At 72.6% G+C, this 16,976-nt stretch carries 15 protein-coding genes and 1 tRNA gene; 9 read left to right on the top strand and 7 right to left on the bottom strand.

Annotated elements, in window-relative coordinates:
* Positions 1–27 precede the first annotated feature (27 nt).
* Positions 28–101, top strand: a tRNA-Phe gene (locus DAE25_RS12335).
* A gap of 77 nt (positions 102–178) precedes the next feature.
* Here DAE25_RS12335 and DAE25_RS12330 read toward each other — a convergent pair.
* The gene (locus tag DAE25_RS12330) at positions 179–1,033 is read right to left on the bottom strand and encodes a helix-turn-helix domain-containing GNAT family N-acetyltransferase (protein WP_107766496.1); all 855 of its coding nucleotides are present in this window, start codon (positions 1,031–1,033) and stop codon (positions 179–181) included.
* A 63-nt stretch (positions 1,034–1,096) separates the two neighbouring features.
* On the opposite strand from DAE25_RS12330, the gene DAE25_RS12325 reads away from it, so the two are divergent.
* Together DAE25_RS12325 and DAE25_RS12320 are read left to right on the top strand one after the other, a co-directional pair.
* Positions 1,097–2,485: an FAD-dependent oxidoreductase gene (locus DAE25_RS12325; RefSeq protein WP_107766495.1), complete on the top strand. Its 1,389-nt coding sequence runs from the start codon at positions 1,097–1,099 to the stop codon at positions 2,483–2,485.
* 10 nt (positions 2,486–2,495) lie between these two features.
* Complete coding sequence (locus DAE25_RS12320) at positions 2,496–3,746, top strand: MFS transporter (protein WP_107766494.1); 1,251 nt, start codon at positions 2,496–2,498, stop codon at positions 3,744–3,746.
* A 7-nt stretch (positions 3,747–3,753) separates the two neighbouring features.
* Here DAE25_RS12320 and DAE25_RS12315 read toward each other — a convergent pair whose 3' ends face one another.
* Positions 3,754–4,842 (bottom strand): ArsO family NAD(P)H-dependent flavin-containing monooxygenase, encoded by a 1,089-nt coding sequence (locus tag DAE25_RS12315; RefSeq protein WP_107766493.1) that lies wholly within the window; start codon positions 4,840–4,842, stop codon positions 3,754–3,756.
* Between the two features lie 66 nt (positions 4,843–4,908).
* On the opposite strand from DAE25_RS12315, the gene DAE25_RS12310 reads away from it, so the two are divergent.
* The 6 genes from DAE25_RS12310 (at position 4,909) to DAE25_RS12285 (ending at position 10,765) form a co-directional block, all read left to right on the top strand.
* A complete protein-coding gene (locus tag DAE25_RS12310; RefSeq protein ID WP_107766492.1) occupies positions 4,909–5,292 on the top strand; it encodes an ArsR/SmtB family transcription factor in 384 nt (127 codons plus the stop codon).
* Positions 5,289–6,404: an ACR3 family arsenite efflux transporter gene (gene arsB, locus DAE25_RS12305; protein WP_107766491.1), complete on the top strand. Its 1,116-nt coding sequence runs from the start codon at positions 5,289–5,291 to the stop codon at positions 6,402–6,404. The genes DAE25_RS12310 and arsB overlap by 4 nt, the downstream gene beginning before the upstream one ends.
* Positions 6,401–6,841 (top strand): arsenate-mycothiol transferase ArsC, encoded by a 441-nt coding sequence (locus DAE25_RS12300; protein ID WP_107766490.1) that lies wholly within the window; start codon positions 6,401–6,403, stop codon positions 6,839–6,841. The genes arsB and DAE25_RS12300 overlap by 4 nt, the downstream gene beginning before the upstream one ends.
* A 112-nt stretch (positions 6,842–6,953) precedes the next feature.
* Positions 6,954–8,180: an SGNH/GDSL hydrolase family protein gene (locus DAE25_RS12295; protein WP_107766489.1), complete on the top strand. Its 1,227-nt coding sequence runs from the start codon at positions 6,954–6,956 to the stop codon at positions 8,178–8,180.
* 59 nt (positions 8,181–8,239) lie between these two features.
* Positions 8,240–9,586, top strand: coding sequence for a hypothetical protein (locus DAE25_RS12290; RefSeq protein WP_107766488.1), 1,347 nt, complete (start codon positions 8,240–8,242; stop codon positions 9,584–9,586).
* Between the two features lie 93 nt (positions 9,587–9,679).
* The gene (locus DAE25_RS12285; protein WP_107766487.1) at positions 9,680–10,765 is read left to right on the top strand and encodes a Glu/Leu/Phe/Val family dehydrogenase; all 1,086 of its coding nucleotides are present in this window, start codon (positions 9,680–9,682) and stop codon (positions 10,763–10,765) included.
* A 249-nt stretch (positions 10,766–11,014) separates the two neighbouring features.
* On the opposite strand, the gene DAE25_RS12280 is transcribed toward DAE25_RS12285, so the two are convergent.
* The 5 genes from DAE25_RS12280 to DAE25_RS12260 all read right to left on the bottom strand — a co-directional run bounded on the left by DAE25_RS12280 (position 11,015) and on the right by DAE25_RS12260 (position 16,878).
* Positions 11,015–11,200, bottom strand: coding sequence for a DUF3073 domain-containing protein (locus DAE25_RS12280; protein WP_056886918.1), 186 nt, complete (start codon positions 11,198–11,200; stop codon positions 11,015–11,017).
* Positions 11,201–11,345: 145 nt separating this feature from the next.
* Complete coding sequence (gene purM / locus DAE25_RS12275) at positions 11,346–12,425, bottom strand: phosphoribosylformylglycinamidine cyclo-ligase (protein WP_234411015.1); 1,080 nt, start codon at positions 12,423–12,425, stop codon at positions 11,346–11,348.
* Positions 12,426–12,457: 32 nt separating this feature from the next.
* A complete protein-coding gene (gene purF / locus DAE25_RS12270; RefSeq protein WP_107766486.1) occupies positions 12,458–13,987 on the bottom strand; it encodes an amidophosphoribosyltransferase in 1,530 nt (509 codons plus the stop codon).
* A gap of 24 nt (positions 13,988–14,011) precedes the next feature.
* Positions 14,012–14,506, bottom strand: a complete 495-nt coding sequence (locus DAE25_RS12265) for a (2Fe-2S)-binding protein (protein ID WP_056886914.1) — start codon at positions 14,504–14,506, stop codon at positions 14,012–14,014.
* An 11-nt stretch (positions 14,507–14,517) separates the two neighbouring features.
* Entirely contained in the window at positions 14,518–16,878 is a 2,361-nt protein-coding gene (locus DAE25_RS12260; protein ID WP_107766485.1) for a molybdopterin cofactor-binding domain-containing protein, read from the bottom strand.
* Positions 16,879–16,976: the final 98 nt, after the last annotated feature.

The following is a 16,976-nucleotide window of genomic DNA, read 5'->3' as shown; positions in this document are numbered from 1 at the left end:
GACGCTCATGTAGCATTCCACGCGCTTGGCCAGGTAGCTCAGTTGGTACGAGCGACCGACTGAAAATCGGTAGGTCGGCGGTTCGACCCCGCCCCTGGCCACACGCACGCGAAGCGCCCGGTCACGTCCCGACCGGGCGCTTCGCTGTTGGTGCCGCACGGTACGTCGGGGGCCGCGGTCAGCAGACCTCGCTGCGCCGCTCGAGCAGCACCGTGTCGCGCCACTCCCCGTCGAGGCGAGCGATGCGCGTGCGCACGGCCAGCGTGCGGTAGCCGGCCGAGTGGTGCAGCGCCAGGCTGGCGCGGTTCTCCGGGAAGATCGAGGTCTGGAGCGTCCACATCCCGGCGTCGTCGGCTCCGTTGACCTGCGCATGGAGCAGCGCCTTGCCGACGCCACGTCCGCGCGCCGACGCGGCGACGTACACCGAGCTCTCCCCGACACCCGAGTAGCAGTCGCGCGAGGACACCGGGCCGACCGCGGTCCAGCCGACGACCTCCCCCTCGACCTCGGCCACCCACGCGAGTCCGGGCAGCCACCTCGCCGCCATCTGGCGGGCGGTGGGCACGGTCGTCTCGAAGGTGGCGTTGCGGGTGGCCAGCCCCTCGGCGTAGATCACGAGGACCGCCTCCATGTCGGCGTCCTCCACCGGGCGGGTGGTGACGTCGGCGGGCAGGTCCTCGGGGCAGCAGGGTGGCGACGACAACGTGCCCATCACGACGTCGGCGGCGTGCGGGAGGCCCGTGCAGCAGGCGGCGTTGACCGACACCATGCTCGAGGTCCCGACCTTGTCGACCACCACGAAGCCGACCTTGCGCAGGAGCTGGCAGTGATGCGAGCAGGTGCTCTGGCTGATGCCGAGGGCCTCGGCGAGGTCCCCGATGCGCATCGCGCCCGACGGCGAGGTGGACAACGTGTGCAGGAGGCGCACCCGGGTGGGGTCAGCGAGGACGGCGAACCACTCGGCGTAGCTCTCGGCGTCCGCCTTGTCGAGGCCCGGTGCCGTACGCCGCTCGTCGGTGGGTGCGGAAGTCATGCGGTGAGGATACCTTGTCTTCATCGATCTCGATCGATAAAGTCACTTCATCGACGCTCGTCGATGAAGCAGACGATCTGGAGGACTCCCATGCAGCACCCCGTGGTCATCATCGGCGCCGGCCCCGTCGGGCTCGCGGCCGCAGCGCACGCCGTCGAGCGCGGCATGGACGTCGTCGTCCTCGAGGCCGGTCCCGACGCCGGCGCGGCGATCGGGCAGTGGGCACACGTGCGCCTCTTCTCGTCCTGGGCCGAGCTCGTCGACCCCGCCGCCCGACGACTCCTCGACGCGGCCGGCACCTGGACCGCGCCGGACGACGGTGCCTACCCCACCGGCGGCGAGTGGCGCGAGCACTACCTCCACCCCCTGGCCGAGCTGCTCGACGCCCACGCCCTCGGGAGCGTGGAGTACGACGCCCGCGTGACCGGCGTCGGGCGCGCGGGTCGCGACCTGCTCGTCGACTCCGGTCGTGAGACCGACGCGTTCGCCGTGCACGTGCAGGACCGCACCGGCCACCGACGCCTGCTGGCGCGGGCCGTGGTGGACGCCTCCGGGACGTGGACGACCCCCAACCCGCTCGGCGCCGACGGCTACCCCGCCCTCGGCGAGCGCGAGCACGCCGTACGCATCACCTACGGCATCCCCGACCTCGCCGATCCGGCCGTGGCCGCGCGGTACGCCGGCAAGCACGTCGCCGTCGCCGGCCGGGGCGCCTCGGCCCAGGGCGTGCTCATCGGCCTGGCCGCGCTGGCCCAGCGCGACGCGGACACCCGGGTCTCGTGGCTGCTGCGCCGGCCGAGCGTCGGTGATGCGTTCGGCGGCGGCGACAACGACCAGCTCGAGCAGCGGGGCCGGCTCGGGCAGGAGGCCCGGGCGGCGGCCGGCGGCGGGGCGATCACCCACGTCACCCGGTTCCGCACCGAGGCGGTCGCGGGACAGCCGGACGGGCGCCTCACGCTGCGATCGGTGGACGGCGCCGAGGTGACGGACGTCGACGAGGTCATCGTCGTCACCGGCTTCCGGCCGGACTTCTCGTTCCTCTCCGAGGTCCGCCTCGACCTCGACCCGGCCCTGGGCTCGGCGCGTGCCCTCGCCGACCAGATCCACCCCGACCACCACTCCTGCGGCGACGTGGCCCCGCACGGCTATCGCGAGCTCGCCCAGCCGGAGCCGGGACTGTTCCTCGTCGGCATGAAGTCCTACGGCCGCGCCCCGTCCTTCCTCGCGATGACCGGCTTCGAGCAGGTGCGGTCGGTCGTCGCCGCCCTGGACGGCGACCTCGAGGCGGCCGGACGCGTCGAGCTGGTGCTGCCGGAGACCGGCGTGTGCAACGGGGCCGGGGCCTTCGACGCGCCCGACGCCCTCGCGGACACCGCGGTGGGTGGCGGGTGCTGCAGCGCTGCGACGTCCGGCCCGGAGCTCGTGACCATCGGTCGCCCGTCCGGGCAGTGACCGCGGGGCGATGACCCTCCCCGACACCGCTGCGCCGCAGTCCGACGCCCTCGACGACGTCGGGCTGCGGCGCGTCGTCACCGTGCTCAGCACGGTGCAGATCGTGTCGTGGGGCTGCCTCTACTACGCCTTCGCCGCCCTCCAGTCCTCCATCACCGCCGACACGGGGTGGTCCGCGATGGCGGTCACCGGAGCCTTCTCGGTCTCCCAGCTGGTCGCCGGCGGCGTCGGCCTGTGGGTGGGTCGCCACCTCGACGCGGTGGGTCCGCGCCGGGTGATGACAGGTGCGTCGCTGCTCGCCATACCCGGCCTCTCGATGGTCGCGCTGGCCCCGGACCTCACCGTCTTCTACGCCGGGTGGGTCGTCACCGGTGCGGCCATGGCCGGGACCCTCTACCCGCCGGCGTTCGCCGCCCTGACCCACTGGGGCGGCGTACGACGCGTGCGGGCGCTCACGACCCTCACCCTGGTGGCCGGCCTCGCCAGCACGGTCTTCGCGCCCCTCGCGTCGGCGCTCGACGACGCGCTCGGGTGGCGCCAGGCCTACCTCGTCCTGCTCGCCGCCCTGGTCGTGATCACGGTGCCGCTGCACTGGTGGGGGCTCGACCACCCCTGGCGGACCACCGGTCGCACCGCCGTCGCCACCCGCCCCGCGCCCGCTGTGCCGACCGTGCCGACCGTGCCGACCACCGTCCGCAGCAGGCCGTTCGTCCTGCTGGCGCTCGCCAACGCACTGGTGGCCCTGGCGGTCTTCGCGGTGGTGATCAACCTCGTCCCGATGCTCGTGGAGCAGGGGATGAGCCGCAACGCCGCGGCCCTGGCCCTCGGCCTCGGTGGGGTCGGCCAGGTGGCGGGCCGGCTGGCCTACGCCCGCTTCGCCGCCCGGACCTCGGTCACCTCGCGCGCCGTCCTCGTCGTGGCGGCGGTCGCCGCCGCCACGGCCGCGCTGGCGCTCGCGCCGGCGTCCGCCGGACTGCTCGTGGGCATCGGGATGGTCCTCGGCGTGGCGCGCGGGGTCTACACGCTCGTCCAGGCCACCGCCGTCACCGACCGCTGGGGGCCGAGCGCCTACGGCACCCTCAACGGCATCCTCACCGCGCCGGCCCTGCTGGCCTCCGCCCTGGCGCCCTTCGCCGGGGCCGCGCTCGCCGCCGGCCTCGGGTCGTACGCCGCCGCGTTCCTCGTGCTCGCCCTCGTGGCCGGTGCCGCAGCCCTGCTCATGCTGGGCGCCACGCCGCGGGACGCGGCCGCCGACGACTGAGGGCCCGTCAGGGCCGGAGGGTCCCGACGACCTCCTCCGCGGTGGCCCGGGCGGACCGCCCGACACCGATCAGGGTCGCCGAGGCCATCCCCGTCCAGTCGCCGTAGCCGACCAGGTGGAGCCGTGGCTCGGCGACGGCCCGGGTCCCGCTCGGGCCGTCGACCCTGATCCGGCCGCCCGCCTCGCGCGGGACCAGCCCCCGGAGGTGGCCCAGGGCGGGGCGGAAGCCGGTGCACCAGATGATCGCGTCGGCGTCGTGGGTCGCACCGTCGGGCGAGACCACGCCGGTGGCGGTGAGGCGGGAAAACATCGGCCGGGCCACGAGCACTCCCCGGTCGCGGGCGGCGCGCACGCTCTCGACCATCACCACGTCGCCCAGCCCGCCGACCCCCGGGTGCTCGCGCCCCTGTCGCAACGCCTCGATCCGCTCGGTCGCGGCCGCGAAGAGCGCCCGGCCGTCCACGTCGTCGGGCAGGAAGCGGGGCGGCCGGGTGGTGAACCACGTCGCGTCGGCCACGGTGGACACCTCGGCGAGCACCTGCGCACCCGAGTTGCCCCCGCCGACCACCAGGACCCGCCGGCCCGCGAAGTCGTGCGGGCGCCGGTAGTGCGCCGCGTGCAGCTGCCGCCCCCGGAAGTCGCGGGCGCCGGGATACACCGGCCAGAAGGGCTGGGTCCACGTGCCGGTGGCCGACACCACGACACGGGCCGCGACGTCGAGCCCGTCCGCATGGACGAGCAGCCGGTCACCCCCGGCCTCCCGCACGACCGAGCGGACCCGGTGCGGGCGTCGTACGTCGAGGTCGTAGCGCTGCTCGTAGCGCGTCAGGTAGTCGACGACGTGGTCCCGCGGGGGAAAGCCCCGGGTCGCGTCGTCCCACGGAGGCATCATCCAGCCGGGCAGCGAGGAGTAGGCCGCCGGCGAGAAGAGCCGGAGCCCCTCCCACATGTGCCGCCACGCCCCGCCCGGCCGCTCGTCGGCGTCGAGGAGGAGGACGTCGCGGCCGGGGCGCAGGCCCGCCCGGCGGAGGTGGTAGGCCGTGGCCAGGCCGGCCTGACCGGCGCCGATGACGACGACGTCGACCTCCAGCACCATGGGCCCACCGTAGCCACCTCCCGACCCTCAGCGCCGCCGCATATCGATGTGTGTCAACATTGACGCATGTCGAACTCCTGCTCCGACGGCCTCGTCCCCCCGGGCGCCGATCCGCTGACCTGCTGCGTGCCCCTGTCCCGCGAGCCGATCACCGTCGACCAGGCCGCGACCGTCGTCCCGATGCTCAAGGCGATCGCCGACCCGGCCCGGCTGCGGCTGCTGTCGCTGGTGCTGTCGCACGAGGGCGGCGAGGCTTGCGTGTGCGACCTACTCCCCCACTTCGACCTCTCGCAGCCGACGATCAGCCACCACCTCAAGGTGCTGCACGAGGCCGGGCTCGTGGACCGCGAGAAGCGCGGCACGTGGGTCTACTACATCGCGCGTCCGGAGGCGATGGCCGCACTGGCGGGCCTGTTCGCCGCCGACGCGCGGACGACGGTGGACGCATGAGCGACGTCGTCCGCGAGGAGCCCTCGCCCGGTCCCGACGACGCCGTCCTCCAACGCCTCTCGACCCTCGACCGGTTCCTGCCGGTCTGGATCGGCCTGGCCATGGTGCTCGGCCTCCTGCTCGGGCGTGGTGTGCCCGGCCTCGACGACGCACTGGCCGCCGTCGAGATCGGCTCGGTCAGCCTGCCGATCGCGGTGGGGCTGCTGATCATGATGTATCCGGTCCTGGCCAAGGTGCGGTACGACGAGCTGGGCCACGTCACGCACGACCGGCGGATGCTCGCGACCTCGATCCTGCTCAACTGGGTCATCGGGCCACTGCTGATGTTCACGCTCGCCTGGCTGCTGCTGCCCGACCTCCCGGAGTACCGCACCGGCCTGATCATCGTGGGCCTCGCGAGGTGCATCGCGATGGTGCTCATCTGGAACGACCTGGCCTGCGGCGACCGCGAGGCGGCGGCGATCCTGGTCGCCATCAACGCGATCTTCCAGATCCTGGCCTTCGCGCTGCTCGGCTACTTCTACCTCGAGCTCCTGCCCGGCTGGCTCGGCCTCGCCCAGTCCGACCTGGACGTCTCCATGTGGGAGATCGCGCGGTCGGTGCTGGTCTTCCTCGGCATCCCGCTGCTCGCCGGCTACCTCACCCGCACCTTCGGCGAGCGGGCCCGGGGGCGGGAGTGGTACGAGGGGACGTTCCTCCCGCGCATCGGCCCCGCCGCGCTGTACGGCCTGCTCTTCACCATCGTGCTGCTCTTCGCCCTCCAGGGCGACACCATCACCAGCCAGCCGCTCGACGTGGTCCGCATCGCGCTCCCGCTGCTCGCCTACTTCGTGCTGATGTGGGGCGGCTCGATGGTGCTCACCCGCGCCCTCGGCTTCGACTACGGCCGCGCCACCGCCGTCTCCTTCACCGCCGCCGGCAACAACTTCGAGCTCGCCATCGCGGTGGCGATCGGGGTGTTCGGCGTCGCCTCGGGGCAGGCACTCGCCGGCGTCGTCGGGCCCCTCATCGAGGTCCCCGTGCTGGTGGGCCTCGTCTACGTGAGCCTCTGGGCCCGGCGCTTCTTCCGGAACACCACCCCCCACCCCGACACCGCAGGAGATGCCCGATGACCGACACCTCGACCCCGCAGGTCGTCTTCGCCTGCGTCCGCAACGGCGGACGCTCGGTGATCAGCCGCGTGCTGACCGAGCACTACGCCGGCGGCCGGGTCACCGCCCTGTCGGCCGGCACGCAGCCCGGTGAGCACATCCACCCCGAGGTGGCCCGGGCGCTCGCGTCGCTCGGGCTCGACACCTCGCGGGAGGAGCCCACCCTGCTGACCCGGGACACCATCGCCGCCAGCAGCATGGCGATCACCCTCGGTTGCGGCGAGGAGTGCCCCTTCGTCCCGGGAGTGACCTACCGCGACTGGCCGGTCGCCGACCCGGGCGGCCAGGACGACGAGACGGTCCGCGCGATCGTCGCCGACCTCGACGCGCGGGTGCGGGACCTGCTGGTCGAGATCGTGCCGGGCATCGAGCTGCCCGCGTCCGTGCTCGAGGGCTGATCGTCGTCGCAGCAGTTTTCACCTGACGCTCGTTGACAGGTGTGACGGGCGCCACAAGACTCCGATCGCCGGTGTGGGGCCGGCACCCTCCACCCACACCGTCAGGAGAACGATGAACTTCTCGCGTCCTCGCGCGCTCGTGCTGAGCGTGCTCGCGCTGCTCACCTCCGGCCTCGCCGTCACCACCACCGCCGCTCCGGCGCTGGCCGACGGCCCCGGCCAGGGCACCCCGTGGGTCGTCACCCTCGGCGACTCCTACATCAGCGGGGAGGCCGGGCGCTGGGCCGGCAGCTCCAACACGTCCACGGCGAGCGCCGACGCGCTCGGCGGGACGGCGTACTTCGACAACGCCACCAACACGGGCGAGCAGATCAACCGCTGCCACCGCAGCAAGTCTGCGCAGGCGCACATCGGTGCCGGGACGCTGGGCATGAACCTCGCCTGCTCGGGCTCGCGCACGACGACCTTCACCGACTCCAACGGCAACTTCAAGCCGGGCCTGGACTTCTACAACAGCAACGGCCGGCAGGGTCAGGCGCTGGCCCTCCAGGGCTTCGCGGCCACCCACAACGTCAAGCTCGTCTCGGTCTCCATCGGCGGCAACGACTTCAACTTCGCCTCGATCGTGCAGACCTGCGTGACCAACTGGCTGACCTCCCCCACCTGGGCCAAGAACTACTGCAACGACGACTCGTCGGTCGCCAGCAACTTCACCGCGTCGGCCGTGGCCGCCAAGCGGGCGGCCATCGCGACCGCCCTGCAGAACGTGCGTACGGCGATGCGCAACGCCGGGTACGCCGACAACGCGTGGACGCTGCTCGTCCAGAACTACCCCTCGCCGCTGCCGAGCTCGTCCGGTTTCCGCTACTCCGAGTCCGGCTACACCCGGATGAGCAAGGGCGGCTGCGGCTTCTGGAACCGCGACGCCGACTGGGCCAACGCCACCGCGCTGCCCAAGATCAACGGCGCCGTCCTCGGCGGGGCGAACGACTCGGGCCTCACCAACGTGCGCACCCTCGACCTGTCGTCGGCCTTCAACGGCCGCCGGCTCTGCGAGAACACCGTGGGCCTCTACGAGGAGAAGGGCCTGTCCTCCTGGACCCAGGCCGGCGCGGTCGACCAGACCGAGTGGATCAACCAGATCCGCACCGTCTCCACCTGTTGCGGCTCCGCCAGCCCGTACTACATCCAGGAGTCGCTGCACCCGAACTACTGGGCGCAGATGGCCACCCGGTCGTGCGTCCGGCAGGCGTGGAACGGCGGCACCGTCCGCAGCGGGAAGTGCACCATCGCCGGCACCGGGCTCGTCGGCGGCGAGCCGCGGATGACGCTGGGCTGATCCGCCTCCCTGCACCGACCCTCCCGGGGCGGGGCGGCACCGGCTGCGACAATCGCCCGGTGCTGCCCCGCCTCGAGATCGTGCGTCGCCTGCGCCCGGTCGACCTGGCGTCGCGGGCCCGCATCACCACCGACGAGGGCGGGCTGCACGCCCTGCCCGCGCTCGCGCCGTACGTCGCCGCGACGACGACCCTCGACTCCCCCACGACACCGACGGCGCTCGCGCTGCACCTCCCCGGAGTGCGGCTGGGCCTGTCGTACGACGGCGCATCGCTGGCGCTGGCCGTCACGGTCGACGGCACCACGAGCGAGCACCGGAGCCGGCGGATGGCTCGGACCGAGGCGCCGACCGAGCTGGGGCTGACCCTCACCGGCACCCACCTGACCGCCTGGTCGCGCGAGCAGGGCGCGTGGGTCGCGCGAGCCCGCCGGGACCTGCGTGACGACGTCGCCGTCGCCCTGCTCCACGACGAGGCAGCCCTGGCCGGGTTGCAGGTCGAGCTGCCGGCCCGGCCGTCGGTGGCGGGCGGCTTCGGCCAGCTGGGGCTGCGCGACCTCCGGCTCGTCAGCCACGCGGACGGCACCCCGTTGCTCGACGAGGGCGACCTCTGGCTGAGCGCGACCTCGGCCGGTCCGGGCTTCTTCGACAGCGGGCACACGAGCCTCTGGCGGCTGTCCCCCGACACCCTGGAGCTGCGGCACACCGGTGACCTGTTCTTCCGGCGGCCGGACCGGCCGGGCGTGTACGGCGACCACGCCACCCACGTGGTCCGCGACGGTGACCGGTGGCTGGTGGCGACCAGCACGTGGGGCGACTTCGAGCAGCCGACGACCCGGGCCTCGCGCATCGAGCCGTCGACGCTGCGGGTGACGCTCGCCTCCGTCGACGCGTCGGTCGACCTGCTCCACGGCGAGCACGTGCTCGACGCCACCGAGCTACCACTGCCGACCGACGGGTTCACGTCGGTCGCCGTGTGGGACCCGCACCTGGTGCGGGACGGCGACCGGTGGCTGGTCGGCTACGTCAGTGCGAGCAGGTTCTTCCGGTTCCACCCCGCGTTCGCGGCCGGCCCGTCCCTCGACGAGCTCACCCTGGTGGCTGCAGCCCCGGACCGTCGGGCCACCGAGGGGACCACCCTGCTGCGCGTCGACGGCGAGCTGCTCGTGCTGGCCAGCGACGGGCGGGACGGCCGTCGGGGCGAGCGGGCGCGCTTCCCCGTGTTCGGGACCGACCTGGTCGAGCGCGGCGCGCTGGACGCGCCGTACCCGACGAACATCCCGTGGCCCACCCTCGCCCGCGTGGACGACCGCTGGCTGATGGTCGCCTTCAACGGCGTCCGGGCGGGCGGACGGCTGCTCGGCTACGGCACGCACGGCGACATCGTGATCATGCGCGAGTCGGACTAACCTTCGAGGTGACGGCGGTCACCACCCACGCGACCGTCACGACAAGGGTCGCACCACCCCGCGACCGCCACGACGCACCGAAGGACAGCACCCATGTCTGGACAACCCCCTGTCGACGTCTTCGACCTCGGCAGCGAGCACGAGCAGGTCGTCTTCTGCAACGACCGGGCCACCGGCCTCAAGGCCATCGTCGCCATCCACTCCACCGCGCTCGGTCCCGCCCTCGGCGGCACCCGCTTCTACCCCTACGCGAGCACCGACGACGCCATCGAGGACGTCCTCAACCTCTCGCGCGGCATGTCCTACAAGGCGGCGCTGGCCGGCCTGGACCTCGGCGGCGGCAAGGCGGTCATCATCGGTGACCCCGCGATCCTCAAGACCGAGGCGCTGCTGCGCGCCTACGGCCGCTTCGTGCAGTCCCTCGGCGGGCGCTACTACACCGCCTGCGACGTGGGCACCTTCTCCGTCGACATGGACCACATCGCGCGCGAGTGCTCCTTCGTCACCGGCCGCACCACCGCCCACGGCGGCGCGGGCGACAGCTCGGTGCTCACGGCGTACGGCGTGTTCCAGGGCATGCGGGCGGCCGCCGAGGTCGTCTGGGGAGCCCCGACGCTCCACGGCCGGACCGTCGGCGTCGCGGGCGTCGGCAAGGTCGGGCGCCACCTGGTGCGCCACCTCGTCGAGGACGGCGCCTCGGTGGTCATCACCGACGTCCACCAGCCCTCGGTCGACGCGCTGGTCGCCGAGCACGAGTCCGTCACCGCCGTCGGGTCGACCGACGAGCTCGTCGCCAGCCCGCTCGACGTCTACGCCCCGTGCGCGCTCGGCGGCGCCCTCACCGACGAGGTCGTCGAGGTGCTCTCGGCCAAGGTCGTCTGCGGAGCCGCCAACAACCAGCTCGCCCACCCGGGCGTCGAGAAGCAGCTCGAGGAGCGCGGGATCCTCTACGCGCCCGACTACTGCGTCAACTCCGGCGGCCTGATCCAGGTCGCCGACGAGCTCGAGGGATTCTCGTTCGAGCGCGCGAAGTCGCGGGCGACCGGGATCTTCGACACGACCAAGGCCGTGTTCGAGCTCGCGGCCGCCGACGGGGTCGCGCCGGCCATCGCGGCCGACCGGCTCGCCGAGCGTCGCATGCGCGACGTCGGCCGGCTGCGCTCCGTCTGGCTCCCCTGACCGACCGGGCACTTCCTGCGCGCTGACCAACGCCGACCGGGCACTTCCAGGCTGTTGCCGGGGGTGCCCGGTCGTCGTCAGACGCACGGAAGTGCCCGCTCACCGGGCTGCACGCGCACACCCATGCCCGGTCACCGCCTCACACGTGCACGCAAGTGCCCGGTCAGCGCCGTGCAGGCGCACGGAACCGCCCGATCACCGCGTCGTACGACGCAGGAACCGCCCGGTCAGCGTGACCGGGTGTGCGAGTCAGTCGCGCGAGGTCTCGATGACGTCGGACCACTTCTCGAGGACCTCAGGGTCCACCTGCTCGTCCTTCTTGCCGCTGTCGCCGTGAAGCTCACTGGCGAGTGCCCCGAAGTCCGTCTCGTGAGTGCGGTACTTCAGGTCGCGGGCGACCTTCGTCTGCTTGGCTTTCGCTCGGCCGCGCCCCATAGGGTCAGCCCCCTCGCAAATCGGCCGGGGCACCAAGGCTCCCGGGCTGTCTCAAGAATTTCTCGTGAGGACAACGCTACCTGTTACCTGGCTGTTCCCGCACGCCGGGGCACCGCGATTTCCCGACAATGTGACGAAACGCCCCTCAGCGGTGGTCCCCGGTGAGCGTCACGCGCCCCTCGCCGCCGCTGGAGACCTCGCCGGCGACCCAGGCGGGGATGTCGTGGCCGTCGAGGACGGCGATGGCCCGGTCCGCGGAGTCGGCCGGCAGGAGGGCCACCATGCCGACGCCGCAGTTGAGCGTCGACTCGAGGTCCTCCCGCGACACGCCGCCCGCCTCGGCGACCAGCGAGAACACCGGCGGCAGCGACCAGGTGAACCGGTCGAGGGTCGCCGAGACCTCGACGGGCATGACCCGCTCGAGGTTGGTCGCGAGGCCGCCACCGGTGACGTGGGACATCGCGTGGACCTCGGTCTGGGCGGCGAGGTCGAGGCAGGCCTTGGTGTAGATCCGGGTGGGCTCGAGGAGCTCCTCACCCAGGGTCCGGCCCAGGACGTCGACGTCCCGGTCGAGGGACCAGCCCGGGCCGCCGGCGCCGAGGAGCACGTGGCGGACCAGCGAGTAGCCGTTGGAGTGCAGGCCGCTGCTGCCCATCGCGAGCACCACGTCACCGGGGCGCACGCGCCCGGGGCCGAGCAGCCGGTCGGCCTCGACCACGCCGGTGGCCGCGCCCGCGACGTCGTACTCGTCGGGCTCGAGCAGCCCCGGGTGCTCCGCGGTCTCGCCGCCGATGAGCGCGCAGCCGGCCACGACGCACGCGTCGGCGATGCCCTTGACGATGGCGGAGATCCGCTCGGGGACGACCCGGCCGGTGGCGATGTAGTCGGTCATGAAGAGCGGCTCGGCGCCGCACACGACCAGGTCGTCGACGACCATGCCGACGAGGTCGAAGCCGATCGTGTCGTGGACGTCCATCGCCTGGGCGATCGCGACCTTGGTTCCCACGCCGTCGGTGGAGGTGGCGAGGAGCGGGCGCTCGTACCTCGTGAGGGCCGAGGCGTCGAACAACCCGGCGAAGCCACCCAGGCCACCGATCACCTCGGGGCGGGTCGCCTTGGCGACCGACCCCTTCATCAGCTCGATGGCCAGGTCGGCGGCCTCGATGGAGACGCCGGCGGCGGCGTAGGCGCCCTGCTGGTCGGTGGGCGGCACGGGGTGGGTCACGTCGCTCCTGCGGGGGTGGGTACGGCGAGTGGTCAGGGGTTGTTGAGCACGGGCAGCGCGACGCGGTCGGCCGAGGGCTCGAGGATGCCCTTGCCGAGGCGCTCCGGCTCGGGCAGCGGGATCGGGTAGACCCCGTCGAAGCAGGCGCGGCACAGGTCGTCGTTGGGCACCGAGGTGGCCTCGACGAGGTCCTCGAGGCTGATGTAGCCCAGCGAGTCGGCGTCGATCGAGCGACAGATCTCGTCGGTGGTGAGGCCGTTGGCGATCAGCTCGGCCCGGGTGGCGAAGTCGATGCCGTAGAAGCAGGGCCACTTGACCGGCGGCGAGCTGATCCGCACGTGCACCTCGCGGGCGCCGGCCTCGCGCAGCATCCGCACGAGCGCGCGCTGGGTGTTGCCGCGCACGATCGAGTCGTCGACGACCACGAGCCGCTTGCCCTCGATGACGTCGCGCAGCGGGTTGAGCTTGAGCCGGATGCCGAGCTGGCGGATCGTCTGGCTGGGCTGGATGAAGGTGCGGCCGACGTAGGAGTTCTTGACCAGGCCCATGCCGTAGGGGATGCCGGACGCCTCGGCGTAGCCGATCGCGGACGGGGTGCCGGACTCGGGGACCGGGATCACCAGGTCGGCGTCGGCGGGGAACGCCTTGGCCAGCTTGCGGCCGATCTCGACGCGGACGCTGTGCACGCGCTGGCCGGTGATGAGGGTGTCCGGGCGGGCGAGGTAGACGAACTCGAAGAGGCAGTGCTTGGGCGCCGGCTCGGCGAACTGCTGGGTGCGCAGCCCGTCCTCGTCGACGGCGACCATCTCGCCGGGCTCGATCTCGCGGATGAACGACGCACCGACGATGTCGAGGGCGGCGGTCTCGGACGCGATCACCCAGCCCCGCTCGAGCCGGCCGAGGACCAGGGGCCGGATGCCCTGCGGGTCGCGGGCGGCGTACAGCGTGTGCTCGTCCATCCAGACGAAGGAGTAGGCGCCCTGGATCTGCGGGAGCAGGTCCGCGGCCCGCTCCTCGACCGTCTGGCCGGGGTGGTGCGCGAGCAGCTGGGTGACCACCGAGGTGTCGTTGGTGGACGCGGGCGGCATCCGCATCTGCAGGTCGAGGTGCTCACCGCCCTCCGCGCCGACGACCATCTGGGCCAGCTCGGGGGTGTTGATGAGGTTGCCGTTGTGGGCCAGCGCGATCGAGCCGGTGGCGGTGGGGTGGAACGTCGGCTGGGCGTTGTGCCAGGTGCTGGCGCCGGTCGTGGAGTAGCGCGAGTGACCGACCGCAACGTGGCCCTTGAGCGACTCGAGGGTCGACTCGTCGAACACCTGCGAGACCAGGCCCATGTCCTTGTAGACGAGGATCTGGCGGCCGTTGCTCACGGCGATGCCGGCGGACTCCTGCCCCCGGTGCTGGAGCGCGTAGAGCCCGAAGTAGGTGAGCTTGGCGACGTCCTCCCCCGGCGCCCAGACCCCGAAGACACCACACGCGTCCTGGGGGCCCTGGTCGTGGGGGTCGATGGCAGCCGTCAGACGGCCGTCACCGCCCTTGCGCTTGCTCGTCGGCGTGGGCACGCATGGATTCTACGGGCCCGGCACCTACATCCGTGCGGCCCCGTCCACGATGGCCTCGCGGATGCGCGTGTAGGTGCCGCAGCGGCAGATGTTGCGGATGGTGTCGAGGTCGGACTCGGTGACCTCGCGACCCTCCTCGCGCACCTTCCTGGCGAGCGCCACGGCGGCCATGATCTGGCCCGGCTGGCAGTAGCCGCACTGGGCGACGTCGCGGTCCAGCCACGCCTCCTGCATCGGGTGCAGGCCGTTCGGGCCGCGCTGGGGCGCCTCCACCTGCTCGGGCAGCCCCTCGATGGTGGTGATCTCGTCGTCGGGCCCGACGCGGCCGACGGGGACGGCGCAGGGGTTGAACGCCTTGCCGTTGATGTGCGACGTACAGGCCTTGCAGACGTTGATGCCGCAGCCGTACTTCGGGCCGGTGACGCCGAGTCGGTCGCGCAGCACCCACAGCAGCCGGACGTCGTCGGCGACGTCCACGGTGACGGTCTTGCCGTTGAGGACAAAGGTCTGGAGAGGCATGCGGGGGCTCCTCAGGAGGTCAGGTCGAGGCCGTTGGTCGGCGACTCGGGGATCGGCGGGACGAAGGGCTTGGGCTCGAAGGAGAGCTGCTTGTGGTTGATCGGGAAGTACGTCGGGACGGTCCCGGTCGCCCGGGCGTAGGCACAGGCCACCGCCGCGAAGGTCGCCGCGACGCCGGCCTCCCCGGCACCGCCGGGCTGCTTCTCCGTGGACGGCATCACGATCACCTCGACCTCGGGCGGGGTGTTCCACTGGCGCGTGTAGAAGTAGTTGTCCCAGCTGGCCTCGAGGAAGTGGCCGTCGCGCAGGTGCAGGCTCGAGGTGAGGGCCAGCGCGATGCCGTCGTTGATGCCGCCCTGCATCTGGGCCTCCAGGCCCCGCGGGTTGATCGCGAGGCCGACGTCGACGGCGTACGTCACCTTGGTGACCCGCGGCCCGGTGACCGCCTCGCCGATCTGCCGTCCGGTCGTCTGCGGGCGGCAGTCGATCTCGACGAGGCACGCCGAGACGCCCTTGTACTCCTTGTGGATCGCGATGCCCTGCGCCGTGCCGGCCGGCATCCGCCTGCCCCACTCGCCGACCTCCGCCACCTTGTCGAGGGCGGCGAGCAGGCGCTCGTTGCGCTGGAACTTGCGGCGGAACTCGTAGGGATCGAGGCCCATCTTCGCGGCCATCTGGTCGACGACGAGCTCGCCGGCGACGCGGACGTCGGGCGAGTAGATGTTGCGCATCGACCCGGTGTTGAAGCGGTCGTCGGTCTCGATGATCGTCTGGGTGACGGCGCCGAAGTCGTAGGGCACCTCCTGGGTGAGCGCGAAGATCGTCTGCGCGAACCCCTGGTTGCCGAGGCCGCCGGGCAGGTCGGCGGCCTTGGCGGTGATGATCTCGCCGAGCCCGTGGCGGAAGTCGGTCTCCACGCAGGTCAGCGACTGGTTGAAGGCGAGCACCTCCTGGCCGAGCACCACGGCCTGCACCCGGCAGGTGCCCATCGGGTGCCCGCGACCGACGCGCGCGTCGTCGGCGCGGTGCCACATCAGCTTGACCGGTTGCCGCATCGCCTGCGAGATCTCCGCGGCCTCGAGCGCGGCGTCGAAGAACAGCCGGCGCCCGAAGGAGCCGCCCGCGGTGACGACGTTGACCGTCACCTGGTCCGGCCGCATGCCGAGCTTCTCGGCGATCCGCTGCTGCGCGACGATCGGGGACTTGAGCCCGGCCCAGATGGTGGCGCCGTCGTCGCGGACGTCGGCGATGGCGGAGTTGGTGTCCATCGCGGAGTTGCTGCGGAAGTAGAACGTGAAGTCCCCGCCGACGGTCCTGGCCAGCGGGTTGGGCGGCAGGGCCGGCATCGGCAGCTGCGCCGAGCGGAGCTTGCGCAGGATGGTCGAGTCACTCTCCCCGGCGACCGGCCCGTCGGCCCACTCCACGTCGAGTGCGCGGACGGCGTCGATGCACTGGCCGAACGTCTCGGCCCGGACGGCGACCCCGGTGCTGACCGTGGCCACGTGCGTCACGCCGGGCAGCTGCTCGACCGCGTCCTGGTTGCGAACCCGGACGGGGGTGCCGTTGAGCGTGGGGGCCCGGCAGACCATCGTCGGGAGGGCGCCCTCGACCTGCAGGTCGGTGGTGTAGTCCTTCTGCCCGGTCACGGCGGCGAGGGCGTCCACGCGGTTGGTCGGGGTGCCCACGACGGCGAAGTCGGCCTCGTCCTTGAGCTGGACCTCGACCTCGACGGTCGTGGGGCTGGCCGCGCGCGCCGCCAGCTCGCCGTACGTCACGGAGGAGCCGTCGGGGGCGGTGATGACGCCGCCCTTGGCCACGAGGCCGGCGACGGTGTCGCCGAGGACGATCGCGGCGGCGTCGAGCAGCGCGGCGCGGGCCACCGCGGCGGCCACCCGGATCGGGGTGTACGTCGAGATGGTGGTGTTGGAGCCACCGGTGAGCTGGTTGAACAGCAGCTCCTGGCGCGCCGGCGCGAGCGTGACCTCGACCTTGTCGAGCGGCAGGTCGAGCTCCTCGGCGATGAGCATCGCCGTCGAGGTGGTGATGCCCTGGCCGACCTCCATCCGCGGCAGCGCGAAGGTCGCGGTGCCGTCCTCGCGGATGACCACCGTGATGAGGTTGGCGGTCGGCCTCGCCGCGTCCGTGAGCATGTCGTTGAGGTCGTACAGCTCGGGGATCTGCGGCGGGGTCGGGATCTCGGCGGCGGCCGGCGGTGCGGCTCCCCCGAGGTCGGCGGCGGCCACGAGGGTCGACCCCGCGAGGACGTAGCCGAGGAAGCGTCGACGGTCCAGCGGCAGTGTCGTGGGGACGACGTCGCTGCCGGCGGGGGTGCTCGTGGTGGTGGGCGTGTGGGCGGGGTGCGGTGCGTTCATCGCGGGATCACCCGATCCGGTGCAGCCCCGGCAGCCTCCCGGGGCGGAGGTCCCTCCCAGGACCGCCGCCCACTATGACAGTAGAACTGTCAACTTCC

Source organism: Nocardioides terrigena, assembly GCF_003047265.1.
In the GTDB taxonomy this organism is placed as follows: domain Bacteria; phylum Actinomycetota; class Actinomycetes; order Propionibacteriales; family Nocardioidaceae; genus Nocardioides; species Nocardioides terrigena.
The sequence above is the reverse complement of the archived record's forward strand: the minus strand, read 5'-3'. Positions and strand labels throughout refer to the sequence as shown.

Excerpts from the sequence above, each read along its gene's own strand:
- DAE25_RS12330 (WP_107766496.1), bottom strand. The coding sequence starts at position 1,033 with ATGACTTCCGCACCCACCGACGAGCGGCGTACGGCACCGGGCCTCGAC.
- DAE25_RS12325 (WP_107766495.1), top strand. The coding sequence starts at position 1,097 with ATGAAGCAGACGATCTGGAGGACTCCCATGCAGCACCCCGTGGTCATC.
- DAE25_RS12320 (WP_107766494.1), top strand. The coding sequence starts at position 2,496 with ATGACCCTCCCCGACACCGCTGCGCCGCAGTCCGACGCCCTCGACGAC.
- DAE25_RS12315 (WP_107766493.1), bottom strand. The coding sequence starts at position 4,842 with ATGGTGCTGGAGGTCGACGTCGTCGTCATCGGCGCCGGTCAGGCCGGC.
- DAE25_RS12310 (WP_107766492.1), top strand. The coding sequence starts at position 4,909 with ATGTCGAACTCCTGCTCCGACGGCCTCGTCCCCCCGGGCGCCGATCCG.
- arsB (WP_107766491.1), top strand. The coding sequence starts at position 5,289 with ATGAGCGACGTCGTCCGCGAGGAGCCCTCGCCCGGTCCCGACGACGCC.
- DAE25_RS12300 (WP_107766490.1), top strand. The coding sequence starts at position 6,401 with ATGACCGACACCTCGACCCCGCAGGTCGTCTTCGCCTGCGTCCGCAAC.
- DAE25_RS12295 (WP_107766489.1), top strand. The coding sequence starts at position 6,954 with ATGAACTTCTCGCGTCCTCGCGCGCTCGTGCTGAGCGTGCTCGCGCTG.
- DAE25_RS12285 (WP_107766487.1), top strand. The coding sequence starts at position 9,680 with ATGTCTGGACAACCCCCTGTCGACGTCTTCGACCTCGGCAGCGAGCAC.
- DAE25_RS12280 (WP_056886918.1), bottom strand. The coding sequence starts at position 11,200 with ATGGGGCGCGGCCGAGCGAAAGCCAAGCAGACGAAGGTCGCCCGCGAC.
- DAE25_RS12265 (WP_056886914.1), bottom strand. The coding sequence starts at position 14,506 with ATGCCTCTCCAGACCTTTGTCCTCAACGGCAAGACCGTCACCGTGGAC.
- DAE25_RS12260 (WP_107766485.1), bottom strand. The coding sequence starts at position 16,878 with ATGAACGCACCGCACCCCGCCCACACGCCCACCACCACGAGCACCCCC.